This window comes from Corynebacterium sp. HMSC064E07, assembly GCF_001815745.1.
GTDB lineage: Bacteria > Actinomycetota > Actinomycetes > Mycobacteriales > Mycobacteriaceae > Corynebacterium > Corynebacterium jeikeium_D.
Genome location: NZ_KV821828.1, coordinates 228,747 through 252,807 on the forward strand (window position 1 = coordinate 228,747; position 24,061 = coordinate 252,807).

A 24,061-nucleotide genomic window follows, 5' to 3' on the forward strand; every position below is an offset into this window, starting at 1 on the left:
ACGCCGAGCGGACACACTTTTTGCTACTTAACCCCGTAATGGGAAAATCCCAGGTCACGGTGATGTGGCCTGGGATATTTTTGTGGAGCTATTTGTGGAGCTAAGGGGAATCGAACCCCTGACCTTCGCATTGCGAACGCGACGCTCTACCAACTGAGCTATAGCCCCATTGCTTTCGAGCAACCTAGCTGGAGCTGCTGTAAAAGCTCTGTTTTCAGACGTTACTCCGGTGGGGTTTGGGCTCCAAACTCGCTGGTAAGGTTCTGGCGGATGGTTAATCCGGAAAGCGAGGATGCGGTATCGACGAGGCATCGAAAAGGTGTTGAAAGTGACTAGGTTTATGACAAAAAACTGCGGGTGAATTCAATTCATGTGTCATAAACCTAGTCACTTTCAGACCTGCTACCCGTTGAGGTATCCGCTGGAGGCATAAAAAACTCCACCCCGTCCCTCGGTGCAATACCGAGTTGTGCTGGAGTGGAGTGAGATGTCTTAGCCGGTGATGGCTAAGACTGCTGCAACTAAGGGCAACTTAGCTGTTCGGACGCTTGCCGTGGTTAGCCTTGTTCTTACGGCGGTCCTTGCGCTTACGGCCACGCTTGCTCATAGCTGGGCTCTCTTTCTATCGGGTTAAACAGGTATCAACCGGTATAGATTACACGGTACGAGGGTAAGTCCTTTAATTAGACCGTGGTGCTGGTGCGAGTGCGACGGGTGCGGCCGCGGTTGCGACGGCGCTTCAGTGCGCGACGCTCATCCTCGCTCATGCCGCCCCAGACACCTGCATCCTGGCCGGTCTCAAGTGCCCAGGCCAGGCACTGAGCAGTAACGGGGCAACGGTTGCAAACGACCTTGGCCTTAGCAATCTGGGCGAGAGCCGGGCCGGAGTTACCGACCGGGAAGAACAGCTCCGGATCCTCTTCACGACAAACGGCCTTGTGACGCCAATCCATGACAAACTCCTAAAACATTACGAGCCCGGGTGAGGGCAGGGTTAAATTTCCTTGCGGGAAGGCAGCTCCGGAAATGGATTTCGTCAGACACGACAAATCGCCGTATCTCAACGAAGGTTGGGGTTCATTCCCGGTTGCCCAGGGGTATTAGGCATCTTGGGAGGGGCCACCTGTTCCATCGCCTATATGACGTGAAAGGTAGTGGGGACTCACCAAAGAGTTTGCGCCTAAAAAGGCGAGACTTGCATGGTTACACAACCAGTGAACTGCGTGCCTGTCTCGCTGACGATTTACATGTTTTCACGACTGGGGCGGTTCGTAAAGAGCAAAATGAATAAAAGTGCCAAACCTCACAGAAAAGTGAAGTTTTGGTTAAAACGCCAGGTCAAAACTAGCCCTTTGTGGGGGTAAAATTAGTTTTGGTAATTGCAGTAGTGAGGGTGTATGGCGCATTTTTGTTGGCTTGTCAGTAAACAGTTGCAGTTTAAGTCGGGTTTGCCTCGGCTTTTTGGCTAGCACTGAACAGTCGGCGTGTGCGATCCATGACCTTTTTGGTCACCACAACGAGCAAGCGCTCGTCCACGGGGCGGGTAGCGACTTTCTTGGTGAACTGGTCCTCGGTGTAATCGTCGGCACGCGCCACAAAATTGATAGCGCCTTGCTTAACACGGATGTTGAGGGACTCACACTGATTGATGTACTCGCCGTCCAACTGGAGACGAAGTGGGGCAGTAGCGGTGAGCTCGATGTGCTGGACGTTGTCGGCGCGTCGTTCGCGGGCTTCGACGTGGAAGGGGGAACGCAGTCGGGTGAAGAAACCGGCTAAATTGGCTGCGGCGACAAGTCCCGTCACTCCCCTCAGGGAAGTGAAGCCATAAAAGCCCAGGCCCCTGCGCAGTGACACAGTGGGGTTGGTGACGATGGGGAGGTCGCCGAGGAATGTCCAGGGATTGGAGTTGGACACCACGGCCATTGCGAGATCACGGCCAAACTCCGTGCCGTCGATAGTTGCGGTGATTTGTGGCGGGCTTTTGCGCAACTGATTCCATGCGGTGAAAATTGCCGGCAAATAGCGCACGGCTTTGGCGCGGGTACCGTTTTGTCGGAGCTGTTCCATGGTGGAAATGACTTCCGCATCGATGCCGATACCGGCATTGACCACGAAGCATCGCTCCGCTGCATGTCCAACGCTGATAGTGCTGCGGGTTCGGGAGCGCAGCAGACTTGCGATGTACCACGCGGCATCTACGGGGTCGCGGGGAATACCCAACGCACCTGCCAAAACGTTGGCGCTGCCGGTGGGAATTGTCGCGATGACAGGCAGGTCAGTGGCAGGCAGTGCGGAGAATGGGTTGGAGTTCATGAGCCCATTGACAATCTCGTTAATGGTTCCGTCGCCGCCGAGAGAAATAATGACGTCGTAATCGCGAACCGTTATTCCCGCCACCATTTCCGCAGCATGGCCAGGGTAGGCGGTAAACATGGATGTCAAGCGAATCCCCTCGACCGAGCGAAGCGCCCGCACAACGCCGGGCATACGTCGAGCAGTGTTACTGGTCGAATTTGGATTGGAGATTAGCAACGCACGCACAGGCACCAAGAATAGTGCATGAGCAGACTTGTGATGGGCGCATTAGCCGGTATGCCTCCAGGGTGTATTCATCGGTTCGCACCGGGCTAACATGTAGGGCGTGAGTAACCAGAAAAACAGCAGCAATGCGCCCAAATCGCGTACTACCGACCAGCTTGCGGCAGCCGACGGGCCGATCGCCGCACCTCAGGTTGTTATGGTCGGTGCGTGGATTGGTGTCGCCGAATGTGCCCTCGGTCTGGGCTACGGGATTTTCCTTCTCATTCGTGATTTGATGGGGTACCGCGACGAGGCCGCGGTCATTTCCGGTTGGGGTACCGCGCTGTGGTTCCTTCTCATTTTCGGCGCTGTTCTCGCTGGTGCGATTATGTTGCTGCGTGGCGCCCGATGGGGGCGCGGGCCGATTATTATGCTCAACCTCTGCTTGCTGGGCGTGGCCTATTACATGTTCCGCTCGAGCGCTTTTCTGCTTGCTCTACCGACGGCGGCAGCTTCAATTGCTGCGCTGGCCTGTATGTTTAGTCCGAAGGCGATTGATTGGGCTGCCCGCTCTTTCTAAGCTTCGATGGCGAACGCGTCGACTGACTCACCGCGCTGAACTAGTAGCGTGTCACCGACAACCGCAAGGCGCACGGGCACTTCCGGCTTGTCCGCATTATTTGCATGAGTGGACTTCGCAGCTGCAGGCAACGGGAGTGTGCCGATAATCTCGAGAGTCTTGGCATTCAATACCGCGACTCCGTCAGCGACTGGCATGAAAACATGCTCACCCCATGGAGCTGGGGTTCCTGTGGCCTCAGGAAACTCGAAATCCGGCGCCAGGGTGCTCGGGCGGAAGCCCAGTAAACCACGCGGCGACCACCACGTCATGTGATGGGGAAGATCCGTTGTAAAAGGCGCACGCGGGGCATCGCCGTTGGAGTTAGCTTCCGCCGGTGCTGGGCGCAGGGTAGTCTCATCCAGCGCCAATTCAGTCAGCATCGTGCCGTCCATACGAAAAACTCGGATGCGATTGTCTGACAGTACCGCCGCCGTATCCTGGCCAATCGATACCAGTGACATATCTGCAGTTACCGGACCAAGGTCAATATCGCTCTTGACCTCCGGTTTCCGAGACTCCTCCGGATTTGCCGCCTGCATGACCAGGCGCCCGTGACCATCGCAGTTGTTTACGACGGCCAGCAGCTCCACGCGCGTGAGCGCACTGATAATCGAACACTCCGGATGCGGCTGCATCTTCGGTTCCGGAGACGCTGGAATCTTGCCGTACTCGACTACTCGGACCAGGTCAGAGCGCCACAGCTCCAGGAATCCAGAGTCGTAGACACCCGCGTATGAGTTCGAGCGCACGGCGGCAGGGCTGTCAGCCGCAATCGATTTACGGGTCGCGACATACTGCCCCGAGTCGGGCTTGAGTGCAACGGTCTCACCGCAGCCAGCTGCCCCACGAAAAGTCGCGAAAACTTGGCCATCACTGCCCGAGAGCGCACAAAGCGGAATATCTCGTCGATAGTGCCAGCGCTCCGTGCCGTCGTTAAGCGAGATAGCACGCACGCCCTTGTTCTCAGCAACGATGAGGGAGTTGTCCATCACCAGTGGCGCCGGGGAGATGGTGTGCGTGCTTGTGCTTGCCGACGATTCAGTGGACCACACCGGCCGGAGAGTATGTGGCATTGCCTCCGGATCGTTCGCGGCCGGGGCTTGCGCTGTGCTGCTCGTCGGTGTCGTGGATTCAGTGCGATCGACCTTACGAGCCGGAGAAGCGACCCATGTCCAACCGACGACTAGCACTACGGCGATGATGAGAACTACTGATGCGATTCGATTGCGGCGCAGTCGGGTCTCTGCAGTGGTGGGCTCAGCGTTGGCTTGTGGTGACTGCAGCACGGTTGGAATGTCCTGTCGACGAGTGGTCGTGGCGAGAGGTGAGGCGGGGAGTTGGCACGCGCAGCGGCCTAGCTGCGACGATGAGAATTGGAGTGGCCGGCCCGCTTTGAGCTTCGTCCTTGGCCGCGATTGCGATGATGAGCCTGTGAGCGGTTGTTTCGCGGGCCTCTTCCGCCACGCCCGCGAGGTGGTCTGGAACCCAACACCGGGCGGGCTGGCCCGACCTTCTCATCGATCCCCTCGGGGATGTCTAGAGCTTCAGCGAGCTCGGGGGAGGTGGAAAACCACGTCGGAATCTCGGCCATGTCCAGGTCGAGAGCATCTGAAATAGCCTTCCACTTTGTGGTTTCATCCCAGCCGACGAGCGTAACGGCGACACCGCTGTGTCCCGCGCGGCCGGTGCGGCCGATGCGGTGGACATAGGTCATTTCGTCATCGGGCACCTGGTGGTTGATGACGTGGGTGACATCGTCGATATCGATACCGCGAGCCGCGACATCGGTTGCGACCAGGACGTCGACGTCGCCATTGCGGAACGCCGTCAGCGAGCGCTCACGTGCAGGCTGGCCCATATCGCCGTGGACGGCGGTGACCAGGAAGCCGCGCTCGCCGAGCTGCTCAGCAACCGAGGCGGCGCCGCGCTTCGTGCGAGCAAAAATGATGGTGCGACCACGACCGTTGGCTTGCAGGATGCGGGCAATGACCGAGACCTTATCCATCTGGTGCGATTGGAAAACAATCTGTTTAGTGGTCTCGTGGACTGTGGCCTCTTCCTCGCCTGATTCAGCGCGGATGTGCACCGGGCGATTCATAAAGGTACGTGCGAGAGTCAGAATTGGGCCCGGCATTGTTGCCGAGAAGAGCATGGTCTGACGTTCATCTGGCACCGCAGCCAGAATCTTCTCGATGTCCGGAAGGAAGCCCAAGTCGAGCATCTCGTCGGCCTCGTCGAGAACCAAAATCTTTACGCCTGACAGCTCTAGATTATTGCGCTGGTAAAGATCGATGAGACGGCCGGGAGTACCGACGATGATGTCCACGCCGCGGTCTAGCTGTTCAATCTGTTCCTCATAGGGGCGGCCACCGTAAATAGTGCACACACGCAGATTGGTTGAGTGCGCAGCGCGGGCCAAATCCTCGCCGACCTGCACACATAGCTCACGGGTGGGGACGATGATGATTGCGCGGGCAGTGCCATCCGGTTCTGGAATGCGGGCGTCATCAAAGACGCGGTCAATAAGGGGGACACCAAAACCAAGAGTTTTTCCCATTCCAGTACGGGCTTGGCCGATGATGTCCGTGCCGTCGAGCGCCAAGGGCAGCGTCAGTTCCTGGATGGCAAATGTGCGGGTGATTCCTTCGTCGGCGAGTGCGTCGCAGATTTCCGCGGCGACCCCCAATTCGACGAATGTCGGGGACTGGGACTCTGCCACGGCGACTCCTTTGCTGTTTGTAACCTCACGTGACACGACGGCTTAATCGGTCTCTCTAATCCTAGCCGCTTTGGGAATGGTTATGATGTCACCTATGGACATCACTATTGGATTTGCAGACAATACGCGTGAGCTGAACATTGAAAACGTCGCTGGTGGCGAGGAGGTCAAGGCTGCGATCTCCCAGAAGCTGGCTGCTGGCGAAGGTGTGATTGAGCTCAGCGACGGCGCTGGTCAGGAGTACCTGATTAATGCTGACAAGGTCGCCTACGTCCGTACCGGTAATAACGCAGACCGTAAGGTTGGCTTCTTCGCCTAATGACGCAAGAACCCTTTCTCGTACGCATTGCAAGGAGTTGGGGGTGGCGAGCCTATGCCATCCCTGTACTTGTGGTGCTCACAGTCATCATTCTCTTCGACATCTTCACTGCTGAAGATGATTCTTCAGGTTCCGGCACTGGCACTGTCGCCTCGCAGAGTGGCAATGGTCGCCCTGGTCCGGTGCCCGGTGAGGGATACGGTGATGGTTACGAGGGAGGGCAGTTGCCACCCGGTCCGGCCTTTGCCACGGAACCCTCGGGAAATTTTAAAGATGTTACCGTGGCGCATCCCCGTGTTGGGGAGGGGCGCGACAATGCGGTCAGGTATTCCGTGGAAATTGAAGACAACATTGATGTTCCTTCGATTGGTGGCGAGCGCGCCTTTGCAGAGACGGTGAACTCGATTCTGGCCGATCCACGTGGCTGGACAGCTAATCCAGATTTTTCTTTCGAGGCAGTGCCTCGCGACCAGGATCCGACGATTGTCGTGCAGCTTTCCGCGACTGGAACCGCACATCAGCTGTGCGGCAACACCTTGGGAATGGAGACCTCCTGTTACCTGTCTGGGCAGCGGGAAGGTGAGCCTGGGCGCGTGGTCGTCAGTATCGCCCGGTGGGTTCGAGGTGCCCTGCCTTTTGAGGGGGACCTGGGATTGTATCGCCAATACCTTATTAATCACGAGGTTGGTCACGGACTTGGGTACGCGGTTCACGAGCCCTGTCCGAGGGACGGCGGTATCGCGCCAATCATGATGCAGCAGACCCTGAGCGTGTCGAACGATGAACTGCACAAAATCGACAGCAGCGAGGTCTATCAGGTCGATGGTAAGACGTGTTCTGTCAACGGCTGGCCGTACCCATTTGGGGCGGACGACGATACGGCCGCACCGACTCAGAAAGCAAGGTAGTAGCAGATTATGATCGCCACTCCTCCCGACCGTGTTTTAGAGGCCTTTGGTGCCGAGGGCGAGCCGCATCGTGCCGGGCGAGCTTGGGACAATGGCTGGGTCTACGACGATTCCATTGTCCTTTCGCCGGTACATAATTCGGCGCAGGCGCTGTGGTCTGCAAAGGTTCGCAGTGCGCTAGATGTCGATGGCGTCCGAGTGGCGAAATCCGTGCGTACCAGTGACGGCCGCTTAGTCATTGCTGGGTGGCAGGCTCGTCATTTCATCCCGGGGGGATTCGCGCCACGTGCCGATGAAACCATTGTGGCCGCTGGTCGCGTGGAAGAGTCGCTTGCCAGTATTGAACGGCCACAGTTCCTCCTTGATAAAGAGCCCGATTACTTCGTCATGTGTAATCGCGCAGCTTGGGACTCTGACCCAATCGGCATCCTCGAGCAGCTTCTCGACGCGGATAGCGTCCCCCGCGCCGATTGTGCCGAGGCTCTCACGATCTCCGGTGATCTTCTCCAGCTGCGGGCAGAGATGGTTGTGCCAACGGAGCTTCTGCAGGTCTGTCACGCAGACCTCGTCGGCACGCTGCTTTACGACGGCACGGCCGCCCCGGTTCTCACCGATATCGTGCCAGCGTGGCATGTCCGTGGTTGGACAGCTGCCTTGGCGGCAGTGGATTGTCTGTCCATGATGGGGGCTGATGAGGAGCTACTGCGGCGCTTCGATCACCTGCCGGATTTCGGTCAGTTGCTCGTTCGTGCGATGTGTTATCGACTTTTTGTCCACGCTGTTAGTCCAGAATCGCAGCCGAGTGCGTATCGCGGTCTGTTCCGCGCGGCTTCGCTAGTTCGCGCGTTTGTGTCTAAGTAACGCCGGGCAGTATTTACGGGAGTTTTTGGGACGGGGGTACTTTTCTCCTTATTTCGAATGGGTGTTCGAGTATCGGTCCGGAGGTTGTGCCACAATGGTGCACATGAACGTAGATGGAATGCCGAAGGTTCGGTTCGTCCAGGAGGAACCTCCTCGTCGTCGGCAGTGGTTGGGTACTGCGGTAGAGGCGCTTTTCCCTTCCCATAATCAGGCGCTCGTGGTAGAGAACAAGCTTGTAAACCAGCCTGTTGTGCGCGTTTTAGGCGGCCCAGGGACTGGAAAGAGTTCGCTGCTGGCAGATCTCGCGGTGGACTACATGCAGGCGGGCATTCCGGCGGACAGTATTTTGGTGGTGTCACAGTCAAAAGAGGCCGCTGCGGAATTGAGGCGGGATATTGACAGGCGTTTTTCCTCTGAACTGGGGGAAGGCGGTTCGGTCGGGGCAGGCCAAGGTGGCATGGTGCGTGCCGTGCATTCACTTGCCTATGCAGTAGTACGTGATGCCGCCGTGAGTCGGGGAGAGCCTGAACCATCGTTGACCACTGGTGCACGCCAAGATGCTGTCGTGCGGCAACTTTTGGCCGGACATGCGGAAGATGGTGGTGCGTATTGGCCAGAGCGGTTGCGCCCGGCTCTCCCATTAGTCGGTTTTTCCCGTGCAGTTCGTGACTTTCTGCTGCGTGCAGCTGAGCGGGGGATTGATGCCCCGAGGCTTCAGCAGCTCGGCGTGGACTATGGCATTGAGTCGTGGTGTGCGGCTGGCAAGTTTATGGCGGAGTATCAGCAGACTATGCGGTTGGCGTGGGAGCCCAGCCTGAACGCTGCAGAGATTGTCTCTGCGGCATTGATGGAGCTGGATGCAGACGCGCAAGCACTGGCTCGGTGGGGAAAGTCGGTGGTGCTGGTCGATGATGCTGAACACCTATCCCCGGAAGCTGCGCGTCTTGTGGATCGGTTTGTGTCGCAGGCGGCGGTAGCCGTCATTACTGGTGATGAAGATCAATCGGTATTCCACTTCCGCGGTGCTAATAATGACTATCTCCGGAGGACTGGTGAGGCCGAGTGCAAGGCAATCCACTTGCAGCAGTCTTACCGCTGTAACGCTGATATCGCGGATTTAGTCAACGCAGTTTCTCAGCGCTTGCCTAAGGCTCCTGCATACCGTGGCATTGTCGGTTCAGTTGGAGCACAGGAAGCTCGTGAATCCGAAGTTGGAAACAACAGCGATACCGTCGCAGCGGAAAACTCGTACGCAGCTAAAAGTGCAGTAAAAATAGCTATTCATCCTTCTGAACGTGCACAGCGAGCCACAGTCGCGGACTACTTCCGGCGCCTTCATATTGACGAGGGAGTGGCATGGAAGGATATGGCGGTCATCGTCCGGTCCGGTGCAGGGGAGTCCTCTCTGTTCCGTGCGTTGTCGCGTGCGGGTGTGCCTGTGCAGATTGACCCAACGGACATCGTGCTAAGTCATCAGCGATTGGTGCGAGCGCTGATGGTGGCGTTGCGGGCAACTATGAACCAGCTCGATGACGTGGAGTGGGACGAGTTCCTCTCCGGCCCATTGGTCAACATGGATCCGATTGTCAAAGAGCGTCTGCTGCGCGGAATCCGAAAGGCCGACCTGTTCGGCGGGGCCGCGATGACTCAGCTCATCGGAATCTTGAAGGCAGAGGGACTCACAGCTGAACATCTGGAGCTTATTGAGTCTCTGTCGCAGCGTGAACGTCAGGCGCTGCAGGTGCCGCTGGATCTGTTGAGCGCAGCTCGTGAAGCGTTGCGCGATGGTGTGGAAGCAACTTTGTGGGCAATTTGGCAGTCCACTGGTTTGGCAGACCATCTGGTGGCGGCATCGTTGCGCGGCGGTACAGCTGGCGCATCGGCTGACCGCGATTTGGATGCTGTGATGGCACTGTTCGACTTTGCTGGTGACCGTGTGGAGCTGAATCCAAAACTGACGGTTGACGGTTTTATCGCTTCTGTGGAAGAGCAGGAGCTGCCCATCGGCGCACGTGACCGTAGCGGGGTAGAGCGCGATGCCGTGCGCATTCTCTCAGCCCATGCGGCTCTGGGCAGGCAGTGGAAAGCAGTAGCAGTTGTCGGAGTCCAGGAAGGCCAGTGGCCCAGCCTCGGTGTGACTGGCTCGGTGATGAAGCAGAACGAGTTCATCGGTCTCGTTGATCACGGAATTGAGCCGCGGGAGTACATCAATTCCATGGCGGATGCGCTGGCGGAGGAACGTCGTTTGCTGCACGTCGCGGTATCACGGGCGAGCGACAGGGTACTGCTGACCGCAGTCGATTCTCCTGACGATGTTGGAGTTCCCAGTCCGTTTATTATCGAGCTCGTTGAAAAGCTCGGTAATTCGGTGACGGAGCTGGTGAAACAGTCGGAAGCATCGTCGTCTGCGAACGGAGTCGGGGCTACGGCTAATGAAGCAAACGCCGGCAATCCGGATGTTGCAGAGGCAGAAGATGTCGCATGGGCCGGTGAAGGCCTGCCACGGGTGCTCTCTGTGGAGTCACTGCTGGCAGAACTGCGTGCAGCCGTTGTGGACGATGCGGAGACTGAGACGCGGCGTCGACAAGCTGCACGTCAACTCGCGCGATTGGCGCAGGTTGAGGTTGCTGGCGCACATCCAGACACCTGGTGGGGGCTCCGTGCACCGTCGACTTCGAAGCCGGTAAATGACAAGAAGCCGATGAGGATCAATCCCTCCAAGGTGGAAGCAACCCTGAGTTGTCCGTTGAAGGCCATGTTGGATAAATCAGCACCGACATCGGCCATGTATCTGGGCTCTCTACTGCATCAGGCGGTAGAAGCAGTCGCCAAGGGAGTGACTGTGCCTGAGGCTCAGTCTGAGATCCGGCGTGTTTTTGGGGACCTGTCCGATGATCCGGAGTGGCGTAAGCGTACTGAGGAAGAGACCTGGTTGACCGGGCTGGAGGATTGGCAGCGGTGGATTGAGACTAAGAAAGATATCGGAACCGAGGTCCCAGTAAATGTCAACATCAACGATGACATCGTGATTGTCGGACGAATCGACCGGTTGATTGAAGACGCTGATGGTGCAGTTCAAATCGTCGATATTAAAACCGGTAAGACAGCGCCCTCCGGTAAAGAAGTAGAAGGACACGCACAGCTAGCTACATATCAACTAGCGCTGTCGAAGGGGAAGCTCGTTGAAAGCGGAGATGGGCTCGCTGTGGACAACGGCGAAGGCATTGAACAATCTGGGGCATACCTGGTATTTCCGCGAAAGTCACACAATAAGACCATTATCACTAGCCGCGAACAGTCAAAGCTCACGGAAGACAAGTTGGCTGACTGGGAGCGTCGCGTAGAGCAGGTAGCACGTGCGACGTCTGGCCCGCGTGCCTTGGCGCTCGCTGGTGATCATTGCAAGTTCTGCACGCTTTCGAAGGCGTGCCCGGCAGCAGAAGGGAATCGGTAGTCATGTCGGAGGAACGAACCATCATTGATCCCGTCACCCTGTCGGAGATGATGGGGCAGGACTTTCCGCCCACCCCGCAACAAGCGGCGGTAATCGGTGCACCGATGGAACCAATGCTTGTTGTCGCCGGTGCCGGTGCTGGTAAAACAGCGACAATGGCTGCCCGTGTTGTGTGGTTGGTCGCCAACGGCTTTATCCGCCCAGAAGAAGTTCTAGGTTTGACCTTCACCAGGAAGGCAGCGCGCGAGCTCGGCGTCCGTATCCGCCAACAGCTGAATGCGCTTGCTTCCTCCGCTGCATTTCGTGCACAAGCTTCACCAGAGGTATTAGCAAGCCTCGAGGTCATTGCCCCAACCACGCTTACTTACGATGCTTATGCCTCTGAAGTCGTGAGCAATTATGGTCTTTTGCTGCCGACGGAGCCGGGGGTCACCATTATGGATGGCGCGACGCAGTGGCAGTTGGCCTGGGAAACAGCTCGCAATGTGACCGAAATTGATGTCGATATTGCGCCATCAACGCTGGCCAGTCGCATTATTGAGCTGGGGTCGAACATCGACTCAAACTTATCTACCCCGCAGGCGATTCGCGAGGAAACCGAAGCGTTCATCAGCAATATTGAGCAGACCCCGCAGAAGGGTAAACGCGAGGGACTAATTGGCGATCTACAGGGCATCGTCGATAAGCAGCGGGAGAGATTAGAGATTTTGCCGCTGGTAGAGCAGGTTCGAGCTCGGTGCAATGAAGAAAATGTCGCCACCTTCGGTATGCAGATGGCTCGGGCGGCCCGGCTAGCCACCGACTTCGCGGAAGTCGGGGAGGAGGAGCGGCGTCGCTTTAAGATCATCATGCTCGACGAGTACCAGGACACGTCGCACACACAGCGGCTGTTCCTGCGTGCGCTGTTCTCCGGTGGTTGTGTCACCGCTGTCGGCGATCCGATGCAGGCAATTTATGGCTGGCGAGGAGCAACGGCCGAAAACCTTGTGCAGTTTGTCAATGATTTTCCGCGGTCGGATGGGCAGCCAGCGGAGAAAAAGCAACTGACCATTTCTTGGCGAAACCCGCAGTCAGTGCTGCAGCTTGCTAACGCAGTCTCCGACCGTGCTTTTGCGGGGCAGGCTCGTACGGTAGAGGCACTGGATGCAGGGCCAAAAGCAGGCCAGGGCGAGGTGCAGCTTGCTTTCACTGCAACCGGTGAGGAAGAAGTTGCATACATCGCAGATTGCATGGAGACGCAATTACGCGAATGTGAAGCAGCTGGCAACAAGCTCGATGCCGCCATCCTGGTTCGGACAAATGCTGAATCGGCTGTCTATTTAGATGCACTGTCTGAGCGGGGTGTGCCTGCAATCATTGTAGGACTCGCTGGATTACTGCACTTGCCCGAGGTCATGGATATCACCTCGGTGATGAAGATATTGGTCGACCCCAGTTCAGACCAGGATGCTCTGCGTCTGCTACTCAGCCCACAGTTCAATTTGGGTGCCGCAGACGTGGAGGCACTTCGCACTCGTGTAGATCAGCTGGCAATCGCAGGAAAGGACGAGTTGGCCCGCAAGAAGGGCAACGTCGAAGAAACTTCAGACTCCTCACCGCTTTCCCAGCTCGCTCGCCAGTATGACAAGCTCGTGGAAGATGCCGAAGCAGCATCGTCCGCGGTGGGGCTGGGGCACGCCATCGCCGACCCGGATATTCGTTTTTACGACGGCACCCCGCTGGCGCGCGGCAGTGTGGAAAAAAATGGGCGGTTGGTCTGCAGCGAGTCACTGAACTACACAGATGAAGCAATGGTGCGCATCGCACAGTTGGGTGCAAGCCTACGAAAACTACGCCGGTTCTCGCTGAATAAGCCTCTGCCGGAACTGGTCGAGGACATCGCTACTGAGTTTGGAATTCGCGTAGAAGCAGCGGCTGGACAGTACGGTTCCGCTACCGCGATAACCAGGCCGACAACCGCACATCTGGATAGGTTTGTCGATATCGCTGCGACGTATTCTCAAAATATCTCGGACGATGTGACAGGGTTTTTGAACTATCTGGAATTCGCTGTCGAACACGATGATGGCTTGGAACGGGCACCTATGAACATGCCGGAAAACTGTGTCCAAATCATGACTATGCACAAGTCAAAGGGCTTGGAGTGGGAAACGGTTGCTGTTCCGGGCATCACCACTAGCAAGTTCGACAGAGTTGATTTGTCATCGTGGCTGACCAATTCAGTTCAGCTTCCTCCTGGCGCAATTACTCAAGTGGATCCGCTAACGGCTAGTGCAGAAACAACAGAGGATGCAACGCAGCTTGCAGCAGGCGATTGGGCTCCTGTCGCTGATTCTGTCGACAGCAACGCCCCCGAACTGGACATATCAGGCACCGATAACCAGACCGACCTCAACAAGGTGATCAAAGCCTACAAGGAAGAGCTGCGAGAAGTGGAGAGGGAAGAAAAACAGCGCCTCTTCTACGTTGCCATGACTCGCTCCGCGAAAAAGCTCATTGTCACTGCAAGCAGGCGGCCTAATCCGAGCTTGAAGAAACCCACCGACGTGTCGGCGGACTTCGCAGCCATCGCCACTCAATTCAGTGACTATGTGGTGTCGTGGACAGATGGGGAGGACCCTGAGGTAGAGGACACTGAAGTCGATTTGGACTGCGACACTGCGGTTGATGGGGTGGTCTGGCCCGTCGATACCCTGGGCAACCGCCGAGATAGTGTGCAGCGAGCAGCCGAAAGCGTCATGCGCTACATGGGCGAAGACCAGGATGAGCGCCCCATTGCAGGTGACCTGTCTGAGGTATGGGAAACGGAAACGACCATTCTCGTGGATGAAATCCTTCGAGCTAAGGCCGCGGAGATTCATCTACCAATGCCGACAAGCATGTCCACTAGCGAATACCAAGCGATGATTGCGGATCCGGTCGCGTTTGCTCGTCGGAAAGCACGCCCGGTGCCGTTTAAGCCAAACCGATTCGCGCGCCGAGGTACGGCATTCCACGCTTGGTTGGAGAATCGCTTCGGTGCACACAGTCTGCTGGACGATGAGGATCTCTTCGGGGATCAACTGGATGACTTCCTCGGCACAGAACAAGTCGCGTCCGAACGCGAACTGGAGAAATTGAAGGCGAATTTCGAGGCATCTGAGTGGGCTGACCGCACGCCAACGCATGTAGAGGTGCCGTTTGAAATTGCCATCGGGCAGAGGCGGGTCGTCGGCCGAATCGACGCGGTGTTTAACGACAACGGGAAGTGGAGCGTCATTGACTGGAAGACAGGCCAGATGCCGCGCGGAAAGGAAAGGGAAGTAGCGGCGCTACAGCTGGCGATTTACCGCCTGGCGTGGTCGGATAGGCTGCGCGAGATGGGAATGGAAACTGCCCTCGAAGACATTGAAGCCGGGTTCTTCTACGTTTCGGCAGGACGGACGCTAATACCAGATGAAGCGCTACTGCCAAGCAGGATAGAGTTAGACAGGAAAATGCGCGAGCTGATTGGATAATCATCTACGTATGTAACTGCCGCGTGGCCGTGGCCAGTTATCCAGGTGAAAGCAGCAGTTTGTATGCGCTATTTTTCACCGGGAGGAGTTTTCATGAAAGGCAGGCGAGGAGCGGTTGCGTAATCCAATTCGGAAATCTTCGGGATACGAAACCGGGCTCAATGATCTTCCCGGGCATGCACTGCTGGGAGTCATTGGTCTGCCTGAGTCCGCGCCGAAGAATCCTTGGCGGCTAATCATACGTCGTTTGAACTACGCCGTGTTTTTGCTGCTGATTGCATCCGTCGTGGTCTACTACGACCACGACGGATACACGGAGCCTCTCACCTTCATCGATGCGGTGTATTACTCGGCTGTCAGCCTGTCGACGACGGGTTACGGTGACATCACGCCGGTGACACAGAGGGCTCGATTACTCAATATTTTGATCATTACGCCACTGCGCGTGGCCTTCCTTGCTCTCTTGGTCGGTACTACTCTGACCGTTTTGACCCAAGAATCTCGGAAAACCCTGCAAATTCAGCGCTGGAGGAGACAGTTGCGCAACCACACCGTCGTTATCGGATACGGCACCAAGGGTCGTTCTGCCATTGCAGCTCTTCTCGCGGACGGCGTAGATCCGGCAGAAATCGTTGTTATTGATACGGACAAGGAAGCACTCGATCACGCTTCGAATCAAGGCTTGGCGACGGTGCATGGGTCGGCTACCAAATCCGATGTGCTGAAGTTAGCTGGTATTCAGCGTGCCCGCTCTATAGTCGTTGCACCGAACAAAGATGACACAGCGGTGCTGGTCACGTTGTCGGTCCGTGAGTTGGCGCCGGGTGCCTCAATTGTGGCCTCGGTGCGTGAATCAGAAAACCGCCACTTGTTGACGCAGTCAGGTGCAGACCAAGTGGTTATTTCTTCTGAAACCGCCGGCCGAATGCTGGGGCTGGCCACGGTGACTCCTTCGGTGGTTGAGATGATGGAAGACCTCCTGAGCCCGGATGAAGGATTCTCTGTTGCAGAGAGGCTGGTCACCGAAGAGGAAATCGGTGCCAGCCCACGGCACCTCGCGGATATTGCACTCGGCGTGGTGCGCTCGGGTGAGCTGTACCGAATTGATTCACCGGAGTGTGAGTCGGTGGAGCCAGGCGACCGGCTGCTGTACGTCCGCCGTGTCTACAGCAATGACGAATAGCACTCGACCAGTTTAAAAATGGGGTCTAACAACTTTTGACTTACTCAGAGGCGGATGTGAACAAGCCGGATTATCTAGCTGGGCTGGATCCAGACCAGCGCGAGGCAGCAACGGCTCCGATGGGGCCGGTGTGCATTCTTGCTGGAGCCGGTACAGGTAAGACCCGAACAATTACTCATCGCATCAAGTACCTCATTGACCAGGGGTTTGTGCAGCCGCAGAAGGTATTAGCGGTGACATTTACCTCGCGTGCAGCAGGGGAGATGCGCGACCGCCTGGCAAAGATGGGAACGCCTGGAGTCCAGGCGCGTACTTTCCACTCGGCAGCTCTTCGCCAGCTGCGCTACTTCTGGCCCCAAGTCGCCGGTGATATGCCCTGGCAGCTGTTGGATGACAAGAAATTCCGTGTCGTCGCCCAAGCAGTACGCCGGGTGGGCCTGGACACCTCCAAGGAAACGATCCGCGATGTCATGGGCGAGATTGAGTGGGCGAAGGCCACTCTGGCCGGTGCGGATCAGTACCAGGCCGCGCTGCGGGAGCATGGGCGCACGGCACCTCTGTCTGCGGAAAAAATTGTCGATTGCTATCGCGCTTACGAGGACATAAAAACCACTCCTGACGGGCTATTGCTTGACTTCGACGACCTGCTCATCCACACCGCCGGTGCGATGGAGAATTCCCGTGCAGTGGCGGAGGAATTCCGCAACCAGTATCGGTGCTTCGTCGTCGATGAGTACCAGGATGTCACCCCGTTACAGCAGCGAGTTCTCAACGCCTGGCTGGGAGACCGTGACAACCTCACAGTTGTCGGGGACGCCAACCAGACGATCTACTCCTTCACAGGGGCGACTCCGCAGTACCTAATGAACTTCTCTCGGGACTACCCGGAAGCCACAGTTGTCCGCCTGCAGCGGGACTACCGATCGACCCCACAGGTCGTCGAGCTGGCCAACAATGTCATCGGCCGTGCGCAGGGGCGTATCGCCGGCTCGCGGCTGAAGCTGATTGGGCAGCGTGAAGACGGCCCGGAGCCGACTTTTAACCAGTACGACGATGAGCCGATGGAAGCTCGCGCGACCGCGCGCAGCATCAAGCGGCTTATCGACGCAGGAACGCCGGCATCGGAGATTGCCGTTTTGTACCGCATCAACGCACAGTCCGCAGTTTTTGAGCAGGCTTTGTCCGAGGTAGGAGTCGCCTACCAGGTTCGTGGCGGGGACGGTTTCTACCAGCGTCCCGAGATCCGCGATGCCATCGCTGCACTTGTGCGAGTTTCCCGTTCCTCACGGACTGTTCCGACATTGCAGGGCACGAATCTGTTGGATTTGGTCAAGCAGGTTTTCGCGGGTCTTGGCATGACTGACCAAGAGCCGGAAGGCGCTGGTGCCAGGGAACGTTGGCAGTCACTACGCGCCCTATTTGACCTGTGTAAAGACATCGTTCATGCCAACACCGAGGTCAATATCCAGGCGCTCCTCGGCCAATTGCACACCCGGCAGCAGGCCAAACATCCACCGACGCTGGATGGCGTGACGCTGGCTAGCCTGCATGCAGCCAAGGGGCTGGAGTGGGATGCGGTGTTCCTCGTTGGGCTTACCGACGGTTCGCTGCCTATCCAACATGCGCTGAATAAATTCGACCGTTCTCCTGCGCAGGGGGCGGAAGCCATCGAAGAAGAGCGCCGTCTGTTCTATGTCGGCATTACTCGAGCCCGCGAACATCTGGAGCTATCTTGGTCATTGTCGCGGACAGAAGGCGGCCGCAGGTCACGTCGCCGCACACGATTCCTCGATGAACTCGACATTGATGTCTCTGACTACTCGGCTGAGGCACAGCGAAGCTCAAGGAGCTCTAGTTCCCGCAGTAAGCGTCAGCAGTCCAAACAGTGCAAGGGCTGTACTAAGCCATTGCACACCGATGCCGAGCGGATTTCAGGGCGTTGTGAAGAGTGCCCAGTCAGTGCGGATCCTGCACTACTGGAAGCATTGCGTGCATGGCGCTTGGAAATGTCGAGGGAAATGACGGTCCCCGCATTCGTAATCTTCTCCGATGCGACCCTTCTGGCCATCGGTGAGCAGCAGCCGACTACGCCGGAGGAACTTCTGCAGATTCCCGGAATTGGAGAAGCGAAGCTCAATCATTTCGGCGAAGGCATCTTGGGAATCGTCAATTCTTTCGTGAATTCCTAGTCAGATTCTGCTCAAGGCACTTCGAATTACATGAACTGCATCTGCGAGTTTCCATGACCACACACTGGGCACTGCGGGTGGGGAGCAACAGTAGTGCGAGTGATATCGAGGCTTTCCAGATCTATGCGCACCTCCGTTGCACATAGATCTGAGAGATCCGGCCGCCGCAGCTGCCCAACCAACAGTGGCACCGCTGTGTTCAGCCATTCCGGTGCGGCCACGGGCGTAAAAGTGCGAAGCTGTAGCGCAATCAGTGCCCGAACGGGGTCGCGGTCTCGTCGATAAGCTTCGAAACACATCGAGCAGGGTCCTTGACCTGGTTGAACAAGTGGCCCAAGAATCAGTGCCCCATCGCGGAAATGCGTGTGCAGATGCTCAATTCCACGATGAAACAGAGCGCGAACCAAGGGCATGCTCGGTACTTCCATGCCCGTGACCACCGCGAGCCCGATCTCTTCCGGTGTGGATTGAGATATTTTCAGCGTCGCATTGCGGGTGGGCGACATTGCCGTCGTCCAACTACCACAACCCGTGCGACGAAGCTCCTTTAAAAGTCCGGTGCGCAAGCTGTCCCGACCAATCAGCGTAATCCTCCGCCGTGTCGGTGGTTTTTGGACCAGTGCGGCTCGGTGAAGGTCGGAGATAAGTGCGGTAATGAACTGCGGTGACAGTTTGTCGTGACTGTCAGTAAAGGCCTCGCTTAAGGTGCTACCTCTATGAGCTGCAAGAAGCGCCGAGAAGACAGGCCCCGGCGGGGTGCCGTCGGAAAGCGGCAGAATCATGCTGCGCTCCGGTTCCACGCCGAACTGAATCCGCGCGCCTGGGCGCATGACAATCGGTACCTCCGGCCGCAGCGCGTAGTCCGTGGCAGGCGCGGCAAGTGTTTGTGCCGCGGGTGCGTCCGAACCTATTACGCCAGCCGTACCATCCCGCCCCCGAGACGTATCCCTGTATTCCCCCATAAAAATATCTTTTACCCCGGGGCCAGCTTTTACGCAATCGCAGCGCAGAGCATATACGCTTAAAAAGCATGAGCACCAAGCGACCTGAGTACGGCCCGGATGTTGAGGTTCGGCGCTCGAAGCGCCGCCGCCGTACTGTGTCCGCCCGCGCGGAGGGAAACCGGATCATTGTCATGGTTCCGGACGATCTCAGCGCCGCTGCGGAAAAACAGCAGGTCAATGAAATTGTTGCGCGAGTGCGGAAGAAAGTTGGCAGCAACCTGGATAATTCCGAGCTGGAGCGCCGCGCACGGCTGCTCTCTCGTACGGTGCTGGAAGATCGCCCGCGGTTCGAGTCAATCAAATGGGTCAAGAACATGTCGCGCAGGTGGGCATCCGTCACCGGCGGTGTCGATAGTCCTGGGCGCATTCGCATTTCGCACAGGCTTGCCGACGTCCCGGGGTACGTCCTCGACGATGTCATTGTGCACGAACTGGTGCACACTTTCGTCGACGGTGGTCATACCGAAGAGTTCTGGTATTGGGCGGCAAAAGCCCCGTACCACGAACGGGCACGGGGCTATTTAGAGGCGTATCAACGCTGGGGAACCCAGAGCTAACTCGCTACTTATCGTCGTCGGCGTCACTGTCGTTGCCCTCAGCCGCGCGCTTTTCGGCCTCTTTGCGCAGCTGCTCTTCAAGCTCTGCGATCGGGTCGAAGTCATCGTTTTCCGAGCCGCCAAGGACCGAATCAATAAAGGCCGCGGGTTCATCCAAATCCTCTGCCACGGGCAGGAAGTCCGGGTGATCCCAGACCTTGTCGCGTCGCTCGATGCCCACAGCGGTGGTCAGACGGTGCCACAAGTTGGTTGCCTCACGCACCTTGGGGGATCCGAGGTCAATGCCGGTGGCTTTCTCCAGCGCCTGTTCAGCACCTTCGGTGGCGCGGCGACGACGCCAGGCTTCATCCAGCTGTGCGGCACCCGATAGACGCTCACCGAGGGCATCGGTGACAACCATGTCCACCCATCCCTCGACCAGTGCTAGCAGCGTCTGGAAACGAGTACGAGCATTCTCGTTACGAGAACGAATCTTCGGGCTCAGATCCATATTCTGCAGCTCGCTCATAGCCTCCTGCATACGCTGCGGATCCTGCATGTTCTCAATATCCAGACCGCGGGCGGCCTCTTCAATCGCCGAGTAATCGATGACGATGCCGGCAGCGTATTCCTCGACAGAGGAAATCATGCGTTCAGCCAGCCATGGCACGCGGTCGAAGAGACGTTGGTGGGCAGCTTCGCGGGCAGTGGCGTAGATAAACAGATCGCGCGCTGGAACCTCGAGTTCCTCCGCGAGAGCGACGAGATGCGTTGGCAGCAGTACCGCCGCACCAGTGGTGTGTAGCGGCAGCCCGAGGTCAGAACCAGTCAGGCTCGTCTGTGCCAACTCCGCCAGCGCATTTCCTAGCTGAGTACCGAAACTCATCGAGTTCATCTGGCGCATGATGCCCAGCATCGGCCCCATCATCTCGCGAGCTTCCTCTGGAACACCCTCGAGGGAGGCATCACTCATGCGGCTGGCGACGGGATCGACAAGGCGAGTCCATGTCGACTTGGTGTTCTCCAACCACTGCAGGCTATTCCACGCTTCTACGCGGTTGACACCAGCCGGCAGGGAGGTGACGTCATCTAGCCACAGTTCGGCCAGGCGCAGGGAATCAGTCAGCGCCTCGCGGGCCGAGTCCTTCACCGGAGCCGGGTTACCAAGACGGGTCCGCGCAACGCGCTCGGCCGCGTCGTAGTTGACAGGGCCAGAGTTAGACTCCTGGAATCGCTGCCCCATGCCGGAGAACATCTCGCCGAACTGGTTGAGAATATCGCCCAAGTTCGGCTGGTCCCCCTTGCCGGAGGCGCCGCTGCCGGGCTGCCCGGGGCCGCCGAAACCGAAGCCACCGGCGCCGCCCATGCCACCGAAGGGAAACCCGAAGAAACCGAAAGGACCGCCCTGGCCGCCCTGACCGCCCTGACCGGAGTCATTGTTGCCAGCGTCGTCGCGATCGTCATCATTGTCGTTCGGACCAAAGCCAAATCCGTTAGAACTCATGCTCCCACCGTACCGGGCAATGACCCGCGTGAGTACTTAAAAGCACCACTTTATTGGCAACTTCGCGCCCAGCGAACAGACACGGACAAGATTCATCAGGTGTCCAGTAGGCAGATAGCGAGAATGTAGGGTGTTATTTGTGAATCGTCGTACCCAAACTCTTGTTGCGGGCGCTGTGCCCATCGCCGCGTTGGCAACTGTGCTCTCGCTGCCAACGCTGACAGTGCCCTATGCCGCGCAGGGGCCTGGCCCGGTCTTCGATGTTCTCAGCGATGTCGAGGGCAAGAGCATTATCTCGGTCAGTGGCAGTGCTGCGGACTCCGAACTCTCTAAGGGCACGCTGGATATGACAACCGTCGCAGTCAGACATAACCTGACATTGCCGCAGGTCATTGGCCTGTGGTTCGATCGTGACAACGATATCGTCCCCATTGAGGCGGTCTTCCCTCCGGGCCAGAGTCAGGACGAGGTGGAAGAGGAGAACAAGGCTGCATTCACCGAGTCAGAGGCCAACGCCACCTCCGCTGCGCTGGCACATCTCGGGTTGCCGATGGAAGTCACCGTCGCCTACACAGTGCCGGATAGTCCCGTCGATGGGCGACTGCATGAAGACGATGTGATTCTCGCCGTGGATGGGGTGGCCGTAAGCAAGCCTGAGCAAGTCAAGGCGATTATTGCCGGACGCAACCCGGGCGATACTGTCACGTTGAGGGTCAAGTCTGCGACCGTCGACAAGCAGAAGACTGCTAAGGGCGAGGACTCTGCCCCCGAGAAAGCCGTCGATATTTCTGTGACACTGGCGGAAAATCCGCATCAGAAGAATGCCGCGCTGCTCGGCGTTGGGATGGGGGCGCAATCCGCGGACGACACCAAGGTTGAGTACCAGCTCAGCGGCATTGGAGGTCCGTCTGCGGGTCTCATGATGACGCTCGGAGTGATTGACAAGCTGAGTCCAGGCGATTTGACCGAGGGGCAGCACCTCGCTGGCACCGGCACTATTGACGCTGCCGGCAACGTGGGCGAAATCGGTGGCATTACACACAAAATCTCGGCCGCCCGAGATGAGGGCGCCGAGATGTTCTTCGTGCCGGAAGGCAATTGCGCAGAGGCTGTGACTGCCGACCGAGGCGATATGAAGTTGGTAAAGGTCTCTGTGCTTGACGACGCGCTTGCGGCAATCGAAAAGCCGGAGACCGCGCAGACCTGCTCGTAGTTTTTGTCGTAGTCCCTACGAGCAGCTGCTAGTTTCAGCTAGTTCTTGCTGAAGGCCTCGAAGTTTTGCTGAGACTGCCATTTATCAATCTCTGCCGCCGTTGCGCGCAACTGCGGGTCAAATTTGAGGTAGGCCTTTGTCTCGCGCGCAATGAGCCCGGACAGGACAATCAGACCGATGAGGTTCGGTAGCGCCATCAGGCCGTTGAGAGCCGAGGCGACGGACCAGACGGTTTCCAGATGAGTAACAGCGCCGACGAAGACTACGCAGGTGAAGACCGCACGGTAGAGACCGGTGCCGCGGCGACCGACCAGGGACTCGAATGCGCGCTCACCGTAGTAGGACCAGCCCAGCATGGTGGAGAATGCGAAGAAGACAACCGACAGCGTGACGATTGTGCCACCCCAGTGGCCAGGCAGACCGCGGGAGAATGCCTCAGCAGTCAGAGCGCCAGTGTCGACGTTGCCATCCTGCCAAACACCGGTGCTGATGATAACCAGGCCGGTGAAGGACACGACGATGATGGTGTCAATGAAGGTCTGAGTCATGGAGACCAGACCCTGACGAACCGGGTGAGTGGTCGATGCGGCGGCAGCGGCGATAGCACCGGAACCCAGGCCCGACTCGTTGGAGAACAGGCCGCGGGCAACACCCATCTGCAGGGCGAGAATGAGCGTGGAGCCTGCGAACCCACCAACGGCCGCGGTGCCGGTGAAAGCATCGGTGAAGATGAGCTTGAAGGTCTCGGGCAGCGCCGAGACATTGGCGACGAGCACCCACACGGCCGCACCGATGTAGAGCACAATCATCATCGGCACAAAGCCGGCGGTGATGCGGCCAATCGACTTAATGCCACCCATCAGCGCCGCACCTACCAGGATGAACATGATCATGCCGGAGAGCGTCGGATCGATGTCGAAGCTGTTTTCCAGGTTCGAGGCCACGGCATTGCCCTGGGTCAGGTTGCCGATACCAAACGCTGCCAGCGCAGCAAAGACGGCGAAGAGAATACCGAGCGTCTTACCAAAACCATTCGGGATGGCCTTGCGCAGGTAGTACTGCGGGCCACCGGACTGTTCGCCAGCTGCATCGACCTGACGGTACTTCACACCCAGGAATGCCTCGGAGTACTTCGATGCCATACCAAGCAGGCCGGTCACCCACATCCAGAACAGCGCACCGGGTCCACCCAGGCCGATCGCGGTAGCGACACCGACAATGTTGCCGACACCGACTGTTGCCGCGAGAGCCGTCGCAAGCGCCTGGTAGTTGGTGATATCTCCCTCGGCGTCTTCGTCGTTACGGTCGATGAGTCCGAGGCGCAGTGCCGGGCCGAGTTTGACCAGGTGAATTGCACCCAGGCGAATGGTCAAAATGATTCCGGTGCCGATCAGCGCGGGGATCAGGAGATACGGACTCCAAATAAAACTATCCGCCGCTGAGGCAAAATCGCTGAAGCTTTCCATGCTGTGGAACTTTACTGGTAGAAAGCCTAAATTCGATCATTAAATTCTCAGAAAATGATTATT

The 24,061-nt window shown here is 57.7% G+C and carries 18 protein-coding genes and 1 tRNA gene; 10 read left to right on the forward strand and 9 right to left on the reverse strand.

Annotated elements, in window-relative coordinates; genetic code table 11:
* Window positions 1-95 precede the first annotated feature (95 nt).
* The 4 genes from HMPREF3053_RS09610 to HMPREF3053_RS09620 all read right to left on the reverse strand — a co-directional run bounded on the left by HMPREF3053_RS09610 (window position 96) and on the right by HMPREF3053_RS09620 (window position 2,544).
* Window positions 96-168: transfer RNA gene (locus HMPREF3053_RS09610), tRNA-Ala, on the reverse strand.
* 364 nt (window positions 169-532) lie between these two features.
* Window positions 533-607: a 50S ribosomal protein bL37 gene (locus HMPREF3053_RS11305; RefSeq protein WP_014300525.1), complete on the reverse strand. Its 75-nt coding sequence runs from the start codon at window positions 605-607 to the stop codon at window positions 533-535.
* A gap of 76 nt (window positions 608-683) precedes the next feature.
* The gene (locus tag HMPREF3053_RS09615) at window positions 684-953 is read right to left on the reverse strand and encodes a WhiB family transcriptional regulator (protein WP_016422223.1); all 270 of its coding nucleotides are present in this window, start codon (window positions 951-953) and stop codon (window positions 684-686) included.
* Between the two features lie 484 nt (window positions 954-1,437).
* A complete protein-coding gene (locus HMPREF3053_RS09620; RefSeq protein WP_224784091.1) occupies window positions 1,438-2,544 on the reverse strand; it encodes a diacylglycerol/lipid kinase family protein in 1,107 nt (368 codons plus the stop codon).
* A 100-nt stretch (window positions 2,545-2,644) separates the two neighbouring features.
* Here HMPREF3053_RS09620 and HMPREF3053_RS09625 point away from each other — a divergent pair, with 100 nt between their 5' ends.
* Entirely contained in the window at window positions 2,645-3,103 is a 459-nt protein-coding gene (locus HMPREF3053_RS09625) for a hypothetical protein (RefSeq protein ID WP_224783785.1), read from the forward strand.
* On the opposite strand, the gene HMPREF3053_RS09630 is transcribed toward HMPREF3053_RS09625, so the two are convergent.
* Both HMPREF3053_RS09630 and HMPREF3053_RS09635 read right to left on the reverse strand, forming a co-directional pair.
* Window positions 3,100-4,431 carry an Rv3212 family protein gene (locus tag HMPREF3053_RS09630; RefSeq protein ID WP_070767625.1) on the reverse strand — a complete coding sequence of 444 codons (1,332 nt, stop codon included), beginning with the start codon at window positions 4,429-4,431 and terminating at the stop codon, window positions 3,100-3,102. The genes HMPREF3053_RS09625 and HMPREF3053_RS09630 overlap by 4 nt on opposite strands.
* Window positions 4,432-4,499: 68 nt before the next feature.
* Entirely contained in the window at window positions 4,500-5,864 is a 1,365-nt protein-coding gene (locus tag HMPREF3053_RS09635) for a DEAD/DEAH box helicase (protein WP_049191109.1), read from the reverse strand.
* A gap of 94 nt (window positions 5,865-5,958) precedes the next feature.
* Between HMPREF3053_RS09635 and HMPREF3053_RS09640 the strand changes: the two genes are divergently transcribed.
* From HMPREF3053_RS09640 to HMPREF3053_RS09670, 7 genes are all read left to right on the forward strand, one after another.
* Complete coding sequence (locus HMPREF3053_RS09640; RefSeq protein WP_042388469.1) at window positions 5,959-6,183, forward strand: DUF3107 domain-containing protein; 225 nt, start codon at window positions 5,959-5,961, stop codon at window positions 6,181-6,183.
* Window positions 6,183-7,091, forward strand: coding sequence for a DUF3152 domain-containing protein (locus HMPREF3053_RS09645; RefSeq protein ID WP_049172838.1), 909 nt, complete (start codon window positions 6,183-6,185; stop codon window positions 7,089-7,091). Before HMPREF3053_RS09640 ends, HMPREF3053_RS09645 begins: the two co-directional genes overlap by 1 nt.
* Before the next feature lie 9 nt (window positions 7,092-7,100).
* Window positions 7,101-7,952 (forward strand): TIGR02569 family protein, encoded by an 852-nt coding sequence (locus HMPREF3053_RS09650; RefSeq protein ID WP_048733339.1) that lies wholly within the window; start codon window positions 7,101-7,103, stop codon window positions 7,950-7,952.
* A gap of 103 nt (window positions 7,953-8,055) precedes the next feature.
* A complete protein-coding gene (locus HMPREF3053_RS09655) occupies window positions 8,056-11,406 on the forward strand; it encodes an ATP-dependent helicase (protein WP_232250854.1) in 3,351 nt (1,116 codons plus the stop codon).
* 2 nt (window positions 11,407-11,408) lie between these two features.
* On the forward strand, window positions 11,409-14,903 hold the full coding sequence (locus HMPREF3053_RS09660; protein WP_070767626.1) for an ATP-dependent helicase: 3,495 nt from the start codon (window positions 11,409-11,411) through the stop codon (window positions 14,901-14,903).
* Window positions 14,904-15,018: 115 nt separating this feature from the next.
* Window positions 15,019-16,086, forward strand: a complete 1,068-nt coding sequence (locus tag HMPREF3053_RS09665; RefSeq protein WP_049182182.1) for a potassium channel family protein — start codon at window positions 15,019-15,021, stop codon at window positions 16,084-16,086.
* 119 nt (window positions 16,087-16,205) lie between these two features.
* Entirely contained in the window at window positions 16,206-18,275 is a 2,070-nt protein-coding gene (locus tag HMPREF3053_RS09670) for an ATP-dependent DNA helicase UvrD2 (protein ID WP_042389201.1), read from the forward strand.
* 26 nt (window positions 18,276-18,301) lie between these two features.
* Here the strand turns inward: HMPREF3053_RS09670 and HMPREF3053_RS09675 are convergent, their stop codons facing one another.
* The gene (locus HMPREF3053_RS09675) at window positions 18,302-19,237 is read right to left on the reverse strand and encodes a TOMM precursor leader peptide-binding protein (protein ID WP_049191098.1); all 936 of its coding nucleotides are present in this window, start codon (window positions 19,235-19,237) and stop codon (window positions 18,302-18,304) included.
* A 68-nt stretch (window positions 19,238-19,305) separates the two neighbouring features.
* On the opposite strand from HMPREF3053_RS09675, the gene HMPREF3053_RS09680 reads away from it, so the two are divergent.
* Window positions 19,306-19,836: a YgjP-like metallopeptidase domain-containing protein gene (locus HMPREF3053_RS09680; protein ID WP_016422236.1), complete on the forward strand. Its 531-nt coding sequence runs from the start codon at window positions 19,306-19,308 to the stop codon at window positions 19,834-19,836.
* 4 nt (window positions 19,837-19,840) lie between these two features.
* Here HMPREF3053_RS09680 and HMPREF3053_RS09685 read toward each other — a convergent pair whose 3' ends face one another.
* Entirely contained in the window at window positions 19,841-21,319 is a 1,479-nt protein-coding gene (locus HMPREF3053_RS09685; RefSeq protein ID WP_069359468.1) for a zinc-dependent metalloprotease, read from the reverse strand.
* Window positions 21,320-21,458: 139 nt separating this feature from the next.
* On the opposite strand from HMPREF3053_RS09685, the gene HMPREF3053_RS09690 reads away from it, so the two are divergent.
* Window positions 21,459-22,532, forward strand: a complete 1,074-nt coding sequence (locus tag HMPREF3053_RS09690; RefSeq protein WP_069359469.1) for a YlbL family protein — start codon at window positions 21,459-21,461, stop codon at window positions 22,530-22,532.
* 38 nt (window positions 22,533-22,570) lie between these two features.
* Here HMPREF3053_RS09690 and HMPREF3053_RS09695 read toward each other — a convergent pair whose 3' ends face one another.
* The gene (locus HMPREF3053_RS09695; protein WP_048733326.1) at window positions 22,571-23,998 is read right to left on the reverse strand and encodes an alanine/glycine:cation symporter family protein; all 1,428 of its coding nucleotides are present in this window, start codon (window positions 23,996-23,998) and stop codon (window positions 22,571-22,573) included.
* Between the last annotated feature and the right edge of the window lie 63 nt (window positions 23,999-24,061).

Coding starts and splice junctions, on each gene's coding strand:
- HMPREF3053_RS09615 (WP_016422223.1), bottom strand. CDS start 953: ATGGATTGGCGTCACAAGGCCGTTTGTCGTGAAGAGGATCCGGAGCTG.
- HMPREF3053_RS09640 (WP_042388469.1), top strand. CDS start 5,959: ATGGACATCACTATTGGATTTGCAGACAATACGCGTGAGCTGAACATT.
- HMPREF3053_RS09645 (WP_049172838.1), top strand. CDS start 6,183: ATGACGCAAGAACCCTTTCTCGTACGCATTGCAAGGAGTTGGGGGTGG.
- HMPREF3053_RS09650 (WP_048733339.1), top strand. CDS start 7,101: ATGATCGCCACTCCTCCCGACCGTGTTTTAGAGGCCTTTGGTGCCGAG.
- HMPREF3053_RS09655 (WP_232250854.1), top strand. CDS start 8,056: ATGAACGTAGATGGAATGCCGAAGGTTCGGTTCGTCCAGGAGGAACCT.
- HMPREF3053_RS09660 (WP_070767626.1), top strand. CDS start 11,409: ATGTCGGAGGAACGAACCATCATTGATCCCGTCACCCTGTCGGAGATG.
- HMPREF3053_RS09670 (WP_042389201.1), top strand. CDS start 16,206: ATGGGGCCGGTGTGCATTCTTGCTGGAGCCGGTACAGGTAAGACCCGA.
- HMPREF3053_RS09675 (WP_049191098.1), bottom strand. CDS start 19,237: ATGGGGGAATACAGGGATACGTCTCGGGGGCGGGATGGTACGGCTGGC.
- HMPREF3053_RS09680 (WP_016422236.1), top strand. CDS start 19,306: ATGAGCACCAAGCGACCTGAGTACGGCCCGGATGTTGAGGTTCGGCGC.
- HMPREF3053_RS09685 (WP_069359468.1), bottom strand. CDS start 21,319: ATGAGTTCTAACGGATTTGGCTTTGGTCCGAACGACAATGATGACGAT.
- HMPREF3053_RS09695 (WP_048733326.1), bottom strand. CDS start 23,998: ATGGAAAGCTTCAGCGATTTTGCCTCAGCGGCGGATAGTTTTATTTGG.